We start from the raw sequence: 14646 nt of genomic DNA, 5'->3' as shown, positions 1-14646 counted from the left end.
TATTTTGTAGCGAGGTTAACCGATTAGGGTAGCCGTAGGGAAACCGAGTCTTAACTGGGCGAATAGTTGCAAGGTATAGACCCGAAACCCGGTGATCTAGCCATGGGCAGGTTGAAGGTTGAGTAACATCAACTGGAGGACCGAACCCACTAACGTTGAAAAGTTAGGGGATGACCTGTGGTTAGGAGTGAAAGGCTAATCAAACCGGGAGATAGCTGGTTCTCCCCGAAATCTATTTAGGTAGAGCCTCGGACGAATACTTACGGGGGTAGAGCACTGTTAAGGCTAGGGGGTCATCCCGACTTACCAACCCTTTGCAAACTCCGAATACCGTAAAGTAATATCCGGGAGACACACGGCGGGTGCTAACGTCCGTCGTGAAGAGGGAAACAACCCAGACCGCCAGCTAAGGTCCCAAAGTCATAGTTAAGTGGGAAACGATGTGGAAAGGCCCAGACAGCCAGGAGGTTGGCTTAGAAGCAGCCATCCTTTAAAGAAAGCGTAATAGCTCACTGGTCGAGTCGGTCTGCGCGGAAGATGTAACGGGGCTAAACTATGCACCGAAGCTGCGGATTCAGAATTTATTCTGAGTGGTAGGGGAGCGTTCTGTAAGCGGTTGAAGGTGTACCGGGAGGTATGCTGGACGTATCAGAAGTGCGAATGCTGACATGAGTAACGATAATGCGGGTGAAAAACCCGCACGCCGGAAGACCAAGGGTTCCTATCCCATGTTAATCAGGGTAGGGTAAGTCGACCCCTAAGGCGAGGCCGAAAGGCGTAGTCGATGGGAAACGGATTAATATTTCCGTACTTGGTATAATTGCGATGGGGGGACGGAGCAGGCTAAGCAAGCATGGCGATGGTAGTCCATGTGAAAGTGTGTAGGCTAGCGACTTAGGTAAATCCGGGTTGCTGTTAGGCTGAGACACGAGACGAGTCACCACGGTGATGAAGTTGCTGATGCCATACTTCCAGGAAAAGCCTCTAAGCTTCAGATTATACCGAATCGTACCCCAAACCGACACAGGTGGTCAGGTAGAGAATACTAAGGCGCTTGAGAGAACTCGGGTGAAGGAACTAGGCAAAATCGTACCGTAACTTCGGGAGAAGGTACGCTCCGATTGGTGATGAGACTTGCTCTCTAAGCTGATTGGAGCCGCAGTGACCAGGTGGCTGGGACTGTTTATTAAAAACACAGCACTGTGCAAAATCGCAAGATGACGTATACGGTGTGACACCTGCCCGGTGCCGGAAGGTTAATTGATGGGGTTATCTTCGGAGAAGCTCTTGATCGAAGCCCCGGTAAACGGCGGCCGTAACTATAACGGTCCTAAGGTAGCGAAATTCCTTGTCGGGTAAGTTCCGACCTGCACGAATGGTGTAACCATGGCCACGCTGTCTCCACCCGAGACTCAGTGAAATTGAAATCGCAGTGAAGATGCTGTGTACCCGCGGCTAGACGGAAAGACCCCGTGAACCTTTACTACAGCTTGGCACTGAACATTGAACCTACATGTGTAGGATAGGTGGGAGACTTTGAAGCAGAGACGCTAGTTTTTGTGGAGTCGTCCTTGAAATACCACCCTTGTAGTTTTGATGTTCTAACGTTGGCCCCTGAATCGGGGTTACGGACAGTGCCTGGTGGGTAGTTTGACTGGGGCGGTCTCCTCCCAAAGAGTAACGGAGGAGCACGAAGGTTGGCTAAGTACGGTCGGACATCGTACGGTTAGTGTAATGGTAGAAGCCAGCTTAACTGCGAGACAGACACGTCGAGCAGGTACGAAAGTAGGTCATAGTGATCCGGTGGTTCTGAATGGAAGGGCCATCGCTCAACGGATAAAAGGTACTCCGGGGATAACAGGCTGATACCGCCCAAGAGTTCATATCGACGGCGGTGTTTGGCACCTCGATGTCGGCTCATCACATCCTGGGGCTGAAGTCGGTCCCAAGGGTATGGCTGTTCGCCATTTAAAGTGGTACGCGAGCTGGGTTTAGAACGTCGTGAGACAGTTCGGTCCCTATCTGCCGTGGGCGTTTGAGAATTGAGAGGGGTTGCTCCTAGTACGAGAGGACCGGAGTGAACGAACCGCTGGTGTTCGGGTTGTCATGCCAATGGCATTGCCCGGTAGCTACGTTCGGAACTGATAAGCGCTGAAAGCATCTAAGCGCGAAGCAGGCCTCGAGATGAGTTCTCACTAGACTTTTAAAGTCTCTGAAGGGCCGTTGAAGACTACAACGTTGATAGGCAAGATGTGGAAGTGGTGTGAGCCATTAAGCTAACTTGTACTAATTACCCGTGAGGCTTAACCATACAACGCCAAACGCGTTTTATGTGATAGTGAAACAAGCGAAGAAGTTAATAGACTAAAGTAGATTACTGAAAACTTTTATTATCAGAATTCCAAATTTTAGTTAGTGCGTAGTAATACGGACTGACAACCAAATTTGCTTGGTGACAATAGCGTTTTGGACCCACCTGACCCCATGCCGAACTCAGTAGTGAAACGAAACAGCGCCGATGATAGTGTAGCATTTGTTATGTGAAAGTAGGTCATTACCAGGCTCCAATTAAGAGAAACCCGTTACAGCAATGTAGCGGGTTTTTTGCTGTTTGGGATTTAATAAAAATAGCCAAGACCCCATGCCGAACTCAGTAGTGGCCGCTCTTGCACATCCTGTGCTCCACGGCATTCGTATTCCTATACATCAAGTGAAACAGCTCGAAGGCGAGCCCCGCGGAAGGCCGCCCCGACACAATGATAGTATCCCATTTGATACTCATTGAGCCTCCTCCCCAGCATCGCGATTATTCGCTACGCTGAAAAGGCAACCAACCTTACAGGAGAAAGCTCAATGAACTTTTACAATAACATGCATCCATATTATTGTGGAATCGATTTACACGCGCGATTACTTTACGTCTGTATCATTGATAATACAGGACTTATCCTTGTTCACAAGAAAATTAAAGATGACCCAGAAGCACTACTAAAACTACTTAAACCGTATACCGGTGACATTGTGGTTGGCGTAGAATGCATGCATTGCTGGTATTGGGTCGCTGACTTTTGTAAAGAACACACTATCGACTTTATTCTCGGTCATGCGTTATATATGAAGGCGATTCATGGCGGTAAAGCCAAAAACGATAAAATAGATTCATATAAAATTGCCAAACTCATCCGAGGGGGAAACTTCCCACTTGCTTATGTGTATGACAAAGATATGCGTGCTACGCGCGACTTATTACGCCGAAGAACTAAAATTGTTCGCCACGGGGCTGATTTAAAAGCCCATGTCGCCAATACCGCCAGCCAGTACAATTTACCTGCCCACAACGTGAATTTAAAGAACGTCTGCGACAGAGAAAAGATGCGCTATTACTTCCCTGACCCCGTTGTGCAACGATCTATTAATTTAAATATGGCCATACTCGATTGCTATCACAATGAGCTTAAGCCTTTAGAGCATTATATTGAACAAATGGCCAAGCAACACAACCCTGTCCACCTTAATATCTTGCAAACAATTAGTGGTATAGGCCGCATTCTCGCACTTACCATTATCTATGAAATTGGTGACATCAATCGTTTTTCAAGCGTACAAAAGTTCGCTTCATATAGTCGGTTAGTCAAATGTAAAGCAGAGTCTGCCGGCAAAACCTATGGCACCCAAGGTAACAAAATTGGCAATGCACATCTAAAATGGGCGTTCTCCGAAGCCGCTGTATTGCTGCTGCGTCACAATCATAACGCCAACAAATACCTCGAAAAACTACAAAAACGAATGAGCAAAGCCAAAGCACTGTCAGCGCTTGCGCATAAGCTTGGTCGCTGTGTTTATTATATGCTTAAAAAAGAGACGGTATTCGATGAAGCAAAATTCTTAAAGAGTTAGTCACGGTACTGAGTGAGCTGAACATCTAACTGGATATAAGGCTGAGCATCAATCAATTGGGTGAGTTAATAACCAAAAAGGTTTAACCTAATTATATGCCTACAGACCGAAGCCACTTGTCTTGATTAGACGCTCAGTACGCGTGCATTAATACAATAAACAAAGTCGCTTACACCTGACTTGAGCCTGAAACTAACTGGATCATAATGATGCAACCAGCCGCCTTGAATAGTGCCATGATGAGGTTAACCGATGAATGTCTAGTGCCCCAGCAACCCCAAAAGGATATGGGAAAAACCTGGCTGCGATGAGATCGCAATAAGAGAGCCTCTATATGTGTTTGCCGTAAGCTACTTGCTTAACAGCCGTATCGACAGACGAAGTAAACGAATTTGTTTATTGATTTAGAATTGACCGTCAATTTATAAAAACGGTCAAAAAGAACACTAATGCCTATTGACAGAGTTAAGGCTCATATGTGTTATGTGAAAGTAGGTCATTCTACTGCGTAGCGCACCGACTCCAAATACAAGAAAGCCCGATTCGAAAGAGTCGGGCTTTTTTACGTCTGCAGGAAAGTGAAAATGTAGCTATCAGCCGACAGCTATCAGTTGTATAGCGTTAACTTGAACACCGTAGCCTGGGTTGAGTATCTCGAAAATCACGGGCAAAAGACCGCAGCGACTCCAAATACAAGCAAGCACAGCTCGAATGACTTGAGCCTTCTGGTGCTCGTAGGAGTTTACCAGTAATAGCTTGTGTTGCTTGATGTGCTCTGTCAGGGTAGAAAGTGAGGTGTTGGGCAGGTTTACCCTGCAGCATTGTTTCATTGCTGATGACAACGCATAGTAGCACTATTCAACATAGTTAAATGGCGTTTAATTTTAGATACACGAAATGGAATACAGTGTTTATACAAATCAGTAACTGCTATTTAAAGCTTAATAGGCTCTCGATGTGTATTTATTTAGAAATGCACAAAAGCATAGAGAAAACGTCTTTAGACATTAGGTAACTCATCAGCAATTAGCAAAGAAACCACGTTGCTAAATTAAAATAGGTAGGATCAAAAACGCCAACTCAAAGTTGGCGTTTTAAATATGAGGCTAAAGGTGATTACTAAACTTTAGGGCCTGCATTTTTAATTTCGTCAGAAACGTCGTATTTAGCAAAATTTTCTGTGAAATCCGCGGCCAGTTTAGACGCATATTCTGCGTATTTAGCTTTGTCTTCCCATGTATTGATTGGGTTAAGAAGCTTGCTGTCTACGCCTGGTACTGCAACTGGTACGTCTAGATTTAGCACGTCAATGTGTTGAGTTTCAACACCGGCTAATTTTCCAGATACAATTGCATCAACAACAGCACGTGTTGTTGGAATATCAAAGCGCTTACCAATACCGTAAGGACCACCTGTCCACCCAGTATTAACTAGGTAAACTTTAGCGCCGAATTCACGTACACGCTTCATTAGAAGCTCTGCGTACACACCTGCAGGACGTGGGAAGAAAGGAGCACCAAAACACGTTGAGAATGTTGATTCAATATCACTAGTAGAACCAATCTCTGTAGAACCTACTTTTGCTGTGTAGCCACTTAGGAAATGAAACGCTGCAGCTTCTTCGGTTAGTACAGACACTGGCGGAAGTACACCGCTTACATCACATGTTAAGAATACAACAGCTTTTGGCTCGCCTGCACGGTTTTCAACTTTGCGTTTCTCAACATGCTCTAATGGGTATGCTGCACGGCTATTTTGAGTTAGGCTAGTATCGTTGAAATCAGGAACACGGTTTTCATCAAGTACCACGTTCTCTAAAATAGTGCCAAATCGAATAGCGTCCCAGATAACTGGTTCGTTTTTCTGAGAAAGGTCGATACATTTAGCATAACAACCACCTTCGATATTAAATACACTACCTGGTGCCCAGCCGTGCTCATCGTCACCGATTAAGAAGCGAGTTGGATCTGCTGATAATGTTGTTTTACCTGTACCTGATAGACCAAAGAATAATGCGGTATCACCTGCTTCACCTACGTTAGCAGAACAGTGCATTGGTAACACACCTTTCGCTGGTAGTAGGAAGTTTTGCACAGAGAACATCGATTTTTTCATTTCACCCGCGTAGCGCATGCCAGCAAGTAACACTTTACGTTGTGCAAAGTTAATAATAACTGTGCCATCGCTATTTGTACCATCGCGCTCTGGATCACATACAAACGAAGGTACGTTCATTACTTGCCACTGAGGAAAGTCGGCTTTGTTGTATGACTGTGGTTCGATGAACATGTTTTTAGCGAAGATATGGTGCCAAGCAGTTTCTGTTGTTACAACCACTGGAAGGTAGTGCTCTGGATCAGCGCCTACTTCAAGGTGAGAGATAAAGTGGTCATTACTTTGCACATGTGCTTCTACACGTGCCCATAAGGCATCAAACTTATCTGCATCGAATGGGCGGTTTACATTGCCCCATTGGATTTCATTTTCAGTACTTGATTCTTGAACAATAAAACGATCTTTTGGAGAACGACCGGTACGACGACCAGTGTTAGCTACAAAAGCACCATTGGCGGCTAAAGTCCCTTCGCCACGGCTGATAGCGTGTTCGACAAGTTCAGCTGCAGTTAGATCGACAAAACGGGTAGCGCTTGAAGTCATGTTTATACCTAAATTGTGTGAGATTGAACGGGATAGCTCTGGGTCTTAGTAACCTTTAAGCTGCAAATATAGTAACAGATGGATTAAGGATATTCGAGCTTATAAACGCCGTAAAAACATATAAATTAAGGGAAAAACATGAATAATTTCAATGATACCGGTGTCATGAAAAATGCTCAGCTTGTGATACCGGTGTCATTTTTTGGACATAAAAAAGCCATAAAAAATTATGGCTATTTTATAGTGTGCTTTAAAAAATCTAGATTAGTTAAATATATTTTTTATATCTTGTTCGTTAAACACATAATCTTTTAAACAGTAATGGCAGCTCATTTTAATCTCACCATTTTTTTCGACATCATCCATAAGCGCTTGTTGACCAACATTAACTAAAGCAGCCATCGTTTTTTCGCGATTACAACCACATTTAAATTGAATTGGTTGAGGGTCAAATACGCGTGGGTTATCTTCATGATAAAGGCGCGTTAAAATAGTATTGGCATCAAGCTCTAGTAGTTCTTCATCTTTAATAGTATTGCTGAGTGCTTCTAAGTGAGCAAAATCTTCAATCGATTTTTGTTTATCTACAGGTAGCACTTGTAAAAATAGCCCACATGCTTTGGCGCTGCCTTCTTCAGTATCGGTTGCAAACCAAAGGCGTGTTTTTAATTGCTCAGACTGCTCAAAATAGCTTTCTATACATTCACTTAATGTATCATGCTCTAAAGGTACTATACCTTGGTAACGCTCACCTTGAGTTGGAGTAATCGTAATAATCATGTAGCCTTGGCCAATAAGCTCTTTTACCGTTGAGCCAGTAACTTCACGTTGTAATCGCGCAATGCCACGCATATTTTGTTGATCATCACCATTGATCACCGCATATTTTACGGGTCCATCACCTTGTAGTTGAACCGCAATTTCGCCTTCAAACTTTAACGTTGCTGTTAATAAACAGGTTGCAACAAGCAGCTCACCTAATAATGCTTTAACGGGCTCTGGATAATTGTGTTTCGCAATCATTTCATTGTAAGCGTTGTCTATTTGTACGAGTTCGCCACGAACATCGAGGTTGTCAAATAAATAGCGGTGAAGTAAATCTTGTTGCATGAGCGGCTATACCTAACTTGATTTCATTTTTAAAAGTTCGCGTCTTTGCTTCTTATCTGGCTTTTTATCCGGATGTGGGGCAAAGAAACTGTTATTTTTGCGTGCAATACTATTTTCTTCACGCTTAGCAATACTAGCATCAGATTCTTGATACATGGACTGTGCAATGGGGGCGCTTTGGCGCTTTTCAAGTATATTTAATACTGTGATAGTTTTTTCGTCAACGCCTTGGGCTAGCTTTATAATTGCGCCAATTTCTACAATTTTACTAGCCTTACTGCGTTGGCCATTATAATGTACTTTGCCGCCTTGTACCATTTCTCGTGCTATTGCACGCGTTTTATAAAATCGAGCCGCCCATAACCATTTGTCCAACCTCACTTTAAGTGCGTCAGCGCTTTCTGAGCTGTCATTGAGTTTAGTTTTCTTTGTCATAAAACATCCCTAGTAAATTTACTACTAGGTAAATTATCACGAAACCGTTACCGCATGTAGCTATTGCTTGATAGCTGATACGATAAATAAATCAATCTGTTTACAAAGTTTAATATTAGCGTGCTTGTTGAATGAAAAATGAAAAGGTACTATGGCTGAGTGATTTCGTTATAAATTAAAATAAGAATACTACCTATGGAACAGCACGTTCAACAATTTAAACATTTATTAAGCCGTTTACCGCACGCGAGATTAAGTGCAATGGTTATGGTTTTAGTTGTTGTTTATATTGCATTTTTATTATCAAAATTGATGTGGCTATTATGGCCGCAGCCAATAACATCGCCTCTTGTTCCTATTAGCCACTCTAGCCAAGCAACGGGCGGTAATAACCAGTCTGTAGATTCGATCATTGAGCAATTTTTATTTGGTAAAGTAAATGTAACAAAAAATACCAATACTGCTTCGCAAACTAAAGTTATCAATAATGCCCCTGAAACGCGTCTTAGTATTAACTTAACCGGTATTGTTGCTGTGAGTAATGATGATAAGGCGGGAATGGCTATTATTGAGTCACAAGGTCGCCAGACAAGTTATTTAGTGGAGGATGTGGTGCAAGGTACACGTGCGAAAGTATCGCAAATACTCCCAGATCGTGTGATTTTAGATGTAAGTGGCCGCTTTGAAACCTTAATGCTTGATGGACTCGACTTTACTAAAACAGTATCAATGCCAGTACTCGCTGCACGAGATGAGTCTGAAATGGGACCTTTAGCGCCTTCAGCACAAAGCGATGAACAAATTGATGCCACTGCCAACCTTGAGGTGAAAGAAGCATTAATAGAAACTCGCGAAGAGCTTTTAGAAGGTCCTGGCAAGCTATTTGATTATATACGTGTTTCTCAAGCGATGAATGACGGGGAACTTATAGGTTATCGTTTGAGTCCAGGTAAAGAGCCCGAACTATTTAAACAAATGGGATTACAAAATAACGATTTAGCCGTGGCAATTAACGGTTATCAATTAACAGATTTAAAACAGGCAATGGCAGCAATGAATGAGCTGCGAAACAGTACAGATGCAACTATCACAATAGAGCGTGATGGTGAGCAAATAGATGTACTATTTAGTCTGTAATAACTTAGCTTTGGAGTTTTAACATAATGGTTCAGGTGCTACACCTCACAAAAATTAAAAAAGGGTTAGCTAAGTATGCGGCACTTTTTTTAGCGGCAAGTCTTTCTATGTCGGTTGCTGCTGTTGAATACGCTGCTAACTTTAAGGGCACAGATATTAATGAGTTTATTAATATTGTTGGCAAAAACCTTAATAAAACCATCATTATTGATCCTAACGTGCGTGGCAAAGTAAATGTACGCAGTTATGAATTAATGGATGAGGCGCTTTACTATCAGTTCTTTTTAAATGTTTTAGAAGTTTACGGTTATTCAGCCGTTGAAATGGATAACAACATAATCAAAATAGAAAAAAGCTCAGATGCTAAAAAATCAAACGTGCCATTAATTACTGCTGATAGCCAAGCGCTTGGCGATATGATGATTACACGGGTTGTGCGAGTTAAAAATGTAAGCGTACAAGAGTTAGGCCCTTTAGTTCGCCAATTTAGCGACCAAAAAGACGGTGGTCACGTTGCTAACTTTAACGCGGCTAACGTCATGATGCTAACTGGTCATGCAGCCTCGGTTAACCGCTTAGTAGAAATTATTCGCTCAGTTGATCAAGCGGGTGATAAGCGAGTCGATATCGTTAAGCTCAAGTTTGCAACGGCTGATGATGTTGTCTCAGTAGTTGAAAATATTTATAAAGATAGTGGTAAGGGTAGCGTACCTGAGTTTTTAATTCCTAAAGTTGTAGCTGATGGTCGTACTAATAGTGTGATTGTCAGTGGTGAAGGCCAAGCACGCACACGTGCCATTGAGCTCATTAAACGTTTAGATGGAGAGCTGGAAAGCCAAGGTAATACCAAAGTGTTTTACCTCAACTACGCAAAGGCCGAAGATTTAGTAAAAGTACTCCAAGGTGTGAGCAAATCGCTGGCAGAGGACTCAAAAGGTGGGGCAACCAAAACTCGCAGTAGTAATAAGAATGACACTAGCATTGAAGCTCATCCAGATTCTAATTCATTAGTTATTACCGCTCAGCCAGATACAATGCGTTCACTAGAATCTGTTATTGCGCGCTTAGATATTCGCCGCGCACAAGTACTAGTGGAAGCCATTATAATTGAAGTAATGGAAGGCGATGGCGTTAACTTTGGTCTGCAATGGATTTCAGAAGAAGGCGGCATGCTGCAATTTAATAATGGTACCACTGTGCCTGTCGGTGCTTTAGCCGTAGCTGCTGAGCAAGCTCGTGATAAAACAATAACTAAAACAATTATTGGAACAGAGACGGGTACTCCAACTGAATATGATGAAACTTCTGAGGGTGACTACGGCCCGCTTGCATCATTACTTGGTGGTATTAATGGTTTAGCTATGGGAGTGATAAAAAACGACTGGGGTGCAATCGTACAAGCGGTTTCTACCGATACTAATTCTAATATTCTAGCGACTCCGTCTATTACCACTATGGATAACGAAGAAGCGTCTATTTTAGTTGGCCAAGAAGTGCCAATTATTACTGGCTCGCAAACAGGTAGTAATAATACGAACCCATTCCAGACGGTTGAGCGCCAAGAAGTGGGCATAAAGCTTAAAGTGACACCGCAAATTAATGATGGTTCAGCGGTACAGTTGACTATAGAACAAGAAGTTTCCAGTGTTAGTGGTGCAACAGCAGTCGATATTTCGGTGAATAAGCGCGCAATTAAAACAACCGTGATGGCCGATGATGGCGGCATGGTGGTATTAGGCGGCTTGATAGATGAAGATGTACAAGAAAGCGTGTCAAAAGTGCCATTACTAGGCGACATCCCTATTTTAGGGCACTTATTTAAGTCAACTAATACAACAAAGCGTAAGCGTAATCTTATTGTATTTATAAGACCGACCATTATTCGCGATGGCGTTAGTATGAATAAACTTAGCTTTAATAAATATAACTTTATCCGCGGCGAACAATTTAAAAAACGTGAAGATGGTATTAATTTAATGCCAATGTCAGACACACCTATTTTACCTGAGTGGAATGACGAATTGTTGTTACCACCAACGTATGAAGAGCATTTACGCAAACAAAATGCACAAGAGCGTAATGATGACTAATGCGATAGAAGATATTAATCAAGATGTTGTTCATCCAATTACTCATAGTAGTGATGAACAGCTTGCTCAAGATGACTTAATTGAACTGCCTGCAAAACGTTTGCCGTTTTCATATGCCAGACGTGTTGGCGCGTTACTCAGTAAGCATAAAGATAACCAAATTGTGTATTACCGTGGTGAGCTTGATGTTGATGTATTATTAGAAGTGCGTCGTATTGCAGGACATGGCTTTACACTTGAGCAACTAGAAGATGATAAGTTTGAGCTATTACTAGAAGCATCGTATCAACGTGATAGCTCAGAAACTCAGCAAATGATGGAAGATATTGGTAATGAGGTTGATTTATTCTCACTAGCTGATGAGCTCCCTCAAACAGAAGACTTGCTTGCCGGTGACGACGATGCACCTATTATAAAACTGATTAATGCCATGCTCAGTGAGGCAATTAAAGAAGGCGCTTCTGATATTCACATCGAAACGTTTGAGCAAGAGCTGGTTATTCGTTTTCGAGTAGATGGCGTACTCAAAGAAGTTTTAAAACCTAATCGTAAACTAGCCTCTTTGTTGGTATCGCGTATTAAAGTAATGGCCAAACTCGATATTGCAGAAAAACGCATACCGCAAGATGGCCGTATTAGTTTACGTATAGCTGGGCGCGCTGTAGATGTGCGTGTGTCGACTATGCCATCGAGCTTTGGTGAGCGAGTGGTACTACGTCTGCTTGATAAAAACAATGCACGTTTAAACTTAGAAGACTTAGGTATGACAGCTCGAAACCGAGAGCTGTTTGCCGACTTAATTAGCAAGCCGCACGGTATAATCTTAGTAACAGGCCCTACAGGTTCAGGTAAAAGTACCACGCTATATGCAGGTATGAGCCAAATTAACTCCCGGGATCGCAATATTTTAACGGTTGAAGATCCAATCGAGTACGAAATTCCTGGTATTGGTCAAACACAGGTTAATACCAAGGTTGATATGACTTTTGCCCGTGGCCTGCGCGCCATTTTACGTCAAGATCCTGATGTAGTTATGGTCGGTGAAATACGAGATTTAGAAACAGCCCAAATTGGTGTGCAAGCATCACTCACTGGCCACTTAGTTATGTCTACGTTACATACTAATACCGCCTCAGGTGCAATCACCCGTATGGAAGATATGGGCGTTGAGCCATTTTTATTATCGTCTTCATTACTGGGGGTATTATCTCAGCGCTTGGTACGTACTTTATGTAATAGCTGTAAAGAAGGTCACGTTGCAGATGAGCGTGAATGTGAATTACTCGGCGTATCGTTTGACAATGCACCGACGATTTATCGCGCGGTAGGATGTGAAGAGTGTAACTTTAACGGCTACCGAGGTCGTACTGGTATTCATGAGTTATTAGTTGTCGACGAAACCATTCGTGAAATGATCCACAGCGGTAAAGGTGAGCAAAGCGTAGAGAAATACATTCGTAAGCACAGCCCAAGCATTCGTCAAGATGGCTGCAGCCGTGTGCTTGCAGGTAAAACAACGCTTGAAGAAGTACTGCGCGTAACGCGTGAGGAAGGCTAACTATGGCAGCGTTTGAATACCGCGCATTAGATGGCCGGGGAAAAGAAAAAAGGTATTTTAGAAGCCGATACAGCTAAGCAAGTTCGCCAGCTTCTGCGCGATCAAAAGCTCACGCCGCTTGAGGTTGTGCCTGCTGCGCAAGATGACAAACAAGTTAAAGGTCAAAAAGCTCCCTTACTCGGCTCTTTATTTAAACCAACCATATCAACTGCCGATCTCGCTTTGATCACTCGTCAGCTTGCAACCCTAATTCAGTCTGCCCTACCTGTAGAGGGGGCGGTAATGGCGGTTGCTGAGCAGTGTGAAAAACCACGGCTAAAACGTATGTTGATGTCGGTGCGATCGAAAGTAGTGGAAGGTTATACCCTGGCTGATGGTATGAGTGAATTTCCGCATGTTTTTGACGATTTGTACCGCGCTATGGTGGCGGCAGGTGAAAAGTCAGGTCACTTAGATCAAGTGCTCAACAGGCTAGCTGATTATACTGAGCAGCGCCAACATATGCGCAGTCAAATTACGCAGGCTATGGTGTATCCGATTATTTTGGTGGTGTTTGCCATTGGTATTGTTTCGGTATTATTAGGTACTGTGGTACCTAAAATATTAAAGACTTTCGAAAAAACTAAACAAGTTTTACCTTGGACCACCGAGTGGGTTATGGCAGGTAGTCATTTTGTGCAAAATTACTGGTTTATAAGTTTACTAGCGATCACCGCTACTGCGGTTGGAATCAAGTATGCGCTTAAAAAACCTAAGGTACGGTTTTGGTGGGATGCAAAAGTATTACATATGCCAGGCATAGGTAAAGTTGCTAGAGGGATTAATACCGCGCGCTTTGCTCGTACTTTAAGTATTTTATCGTCAAGTTCAGTACCGCTACTAGAAGGAATGCGTATTTCTGGTGGGGTATTAGTTAACGAAAAAATCAAACAAGCTGTGGCTGATGCCGCAGAAAGAGTAAGTGAAGGAGCAAGTCTGCGTGCTTCACTGCAGCAAACTAAGTTGTTTCCACCAATGATGCTGCATATGATAGCCAGTGGTGAAAAGTCCGGTGAACTTGAGCAAATGTTAGAGCGAGCCGCTAACAATCAAGATCGCGAGTTTGAAAGTATGGTCAATGTGTCATTAAAATTATTAGAACCTGCAATGATTGCCTCCATGGCAGTCATTGTATTGTTTATAGTAATGGCAATTTTGCAGCCAATTATGGCAATGAATAAGGCTGTTGGCCTTTAATTATTTTTTATATTAGTGATTTACTTAAATCATTTTTGCTTAGTGTTTTTAGAATAACGAGGTAATAACGTGAATAAACAATCAGGTTTTTCTTTATTAGAAGTGATGGTGGTACTGGTTATCATCGGGATGATCATGTCGATTGTGGCACCTAATATTATGGGTCAGCAAGAAGAAGCGGCTATTGATAAAGCGCATTTAGATATTCAGCAGTTAGAAGATGCTATGAGTTTGTACAAGCTTAAAAATAAGAGCTACCCAAGTACAGAGCAAGGTTTAGAGGCATTAGTCACAAAAACCAGTATTGAGCCTATTCCAAAGCGCTTCCCTGATGGTGGCTTTATTAGCAAATTACCAGAAGATCCGTGGGGGAATAATTACCAATTAATTAGCCCTGGAGAGATTGGTAAGTTTGACATTTTTTCTATGGGACCCGATGGCGAACCGGCTACCGATGATGATATTGGTAACTGGGATGAAGATAAGCAGTAATGGGTATCAACTTTATCATACGCTTAAACTTAG

The 14646-nt window shown here is 42.7% G+C and carries 9 protein-coding genes, 2 rRNA genes and 1 pseudogene (1 of these 12 only partly in view); 8 read left to right on the top strand and 4 right to left on the bottom strand.

The window, feature by feature from the left end; genetic code table 11:
- A 23S ribosomal RNA gene (locus AB8618_RS14560) occupies positions 1 to 2311 on the top strand; it begins 574 nt to the left of the window's first position.
- Between the two features lie 137 nt (positions 2312 to 2448).
- Positions 2449 to 2563, top strand: a 5S ribosomal RNA gene (gene rrf, locus AB8618_RS14555).
- Between the two features lie 5 nt (positions 2564 to 2568).
- Here rrf and AB8618_RS14550 read toward each other — a convergent pair.
- Positions 2569 to 2691: a hypothetical protein gene (locus AB8618_RS14550; protein WP_413400906.1), complete on the bottom strand. Its 123-nt coding sequence runs from the start codon at positions 2689 to 2691 to the stop codon at positions 2569 to 2571.
- A gap of 162 nt (positions 2692 to 2853) precedes the next feature.
- Between AB8618_RS14550 and AB8618_RS14545 the strand changes: the two genes are divergently transcribed.
- Complete coding sequence (locus AB8618_RS14545; RefSeq protein ID WP_409423286.1) at positions 2854 to 3897, top strand: IS110 family transposase; 1044 nt, start codon at positions 2854 to 2856, stop codon at positions 3895 to 3897.
- 1119 nt (positions 3898 to 5016) lie between these two features.
- Here the strand turns inward: AB8618_RS14545 and AB8618_RS14540 are convergent.
- The 3 genes from AB8618_RS14540 to hslR all read right to left on the bottom strand — a co-directional run bounded on the left by AB8618_RS14540 (position 5017) and on the right by hslR (position 8100).
- Entirely contained in the window at positions 5017 to 6555 is a 1539-nt protein-coding gene (locus AB8618_RS14540; protein ID WP_008113429.1) for a phosphoenolpyruvate carboxykinase, read from the bottom strand.
- 264 nt (positions 6556 to 6819) lie between these two features.
- The gene (hslO, locus tag AB8618_RS14535; RefSeq protein ID WP_413400905.1) at positions 6820 to 7665 is read right to left on the bottom strand and encodes an Hsp33 family molecular chaperone HslO; all 846 of its coding nucleotides are present in this window, start codon (positions 7663 to 7665) and stop codon (positions 6820 to 6822) included.
- Positions 7666 to 7677: 12 nt separating this feature from the next.
- A complete protein-coding gene (hslR, locus tag AB8618_RS14530; protein WP_138608173.1) occupies positions 7678 to 8100 on the bottom strand; it encodes a ribosome-associated heat shock protein Hsp15 in 423 nt (140 codons plus the stop codon).
- 195 nt (positions 8101 to 8295) lie between these two features.
- Between hslR and gspC the strand changes: the two genes are divergently transcribed.
- From gspC to gspG, 5 genes and pseudogenes are all read left to right on the top strand, one after another.
- Entirely contained in the window at positions 8296 to 9237 is a 942-nt protein-coding gene (gene gspC, locus AB8618_RS14525; RefSeq protein WP_413400904.1) for a type II secretion system protein GspC, read from the top strand.
- 26 nt (positions 9238 to 9263) lie between these two features.
- Positions 9264 to 11327 carry a type II secretion system secretin GspD gene (gene gspD / locus AB8618_RS14520; protein WP_413400903.1) on the top strand — a complete coding sequence of 688 codons (2064 nt, stop codon included), beginning with the start codon at positions 9264 to 9266 and terminating at the stop codon, positions 11325 to 11327.
- Complete coding sequence (gspE, locus tag AB8618_RS14515) at positions 11320 to 12885, top strand: type II secretion system ATPase GspE (RefSeq protein WP_413402887.1); 1566 nt, start codon at positions 11320 to 11322, stop codon at positions 12883 to 12885. Before gspD ends, gspE begins: the two co-directional genes overlap by 8 nt.
- 2 nt (positions 12886 to 12887) lie before the next feature.
- Positions 12888 to 14121 (top strand): annotated as a pseudogene (gene gspF, locus AB8618_RS14510) (type II secretion system inner membrane protein GspF).
- A 69-nt stretch (positions 14122 to 14190) separates the two neighbouring features.
- The gene (gene gspG, locus AB8618_RS14505; RefSeq protein WP_008113417.1) at positions 14191 to 14613 is read left to right on the top strand and encodes a type II secretion system major pseudopilin GspG; all 423 of its coding nucleotides are present in this window, start codon (positions 14191 to 14193) and stop codon (positions 14611 to 14613) included.
- The last annotated feature ends 33 nt before the right edge of the window (positions 14614 to 14646 follow it).

This window comes from Pseudoalteromonas sp. RW-H-Ap-1, assembly GCF_048318575.1.
Classification (GTDB): domain Bacteria; phylum Pseudomonadota; class Gammaproteobacteria; order Enterobacterales; family Alteromonadaceae; genus Pseudoalteromonas.
This window is presented reverse-complemented; position numbering and strand designations above follow the sequence as displayed.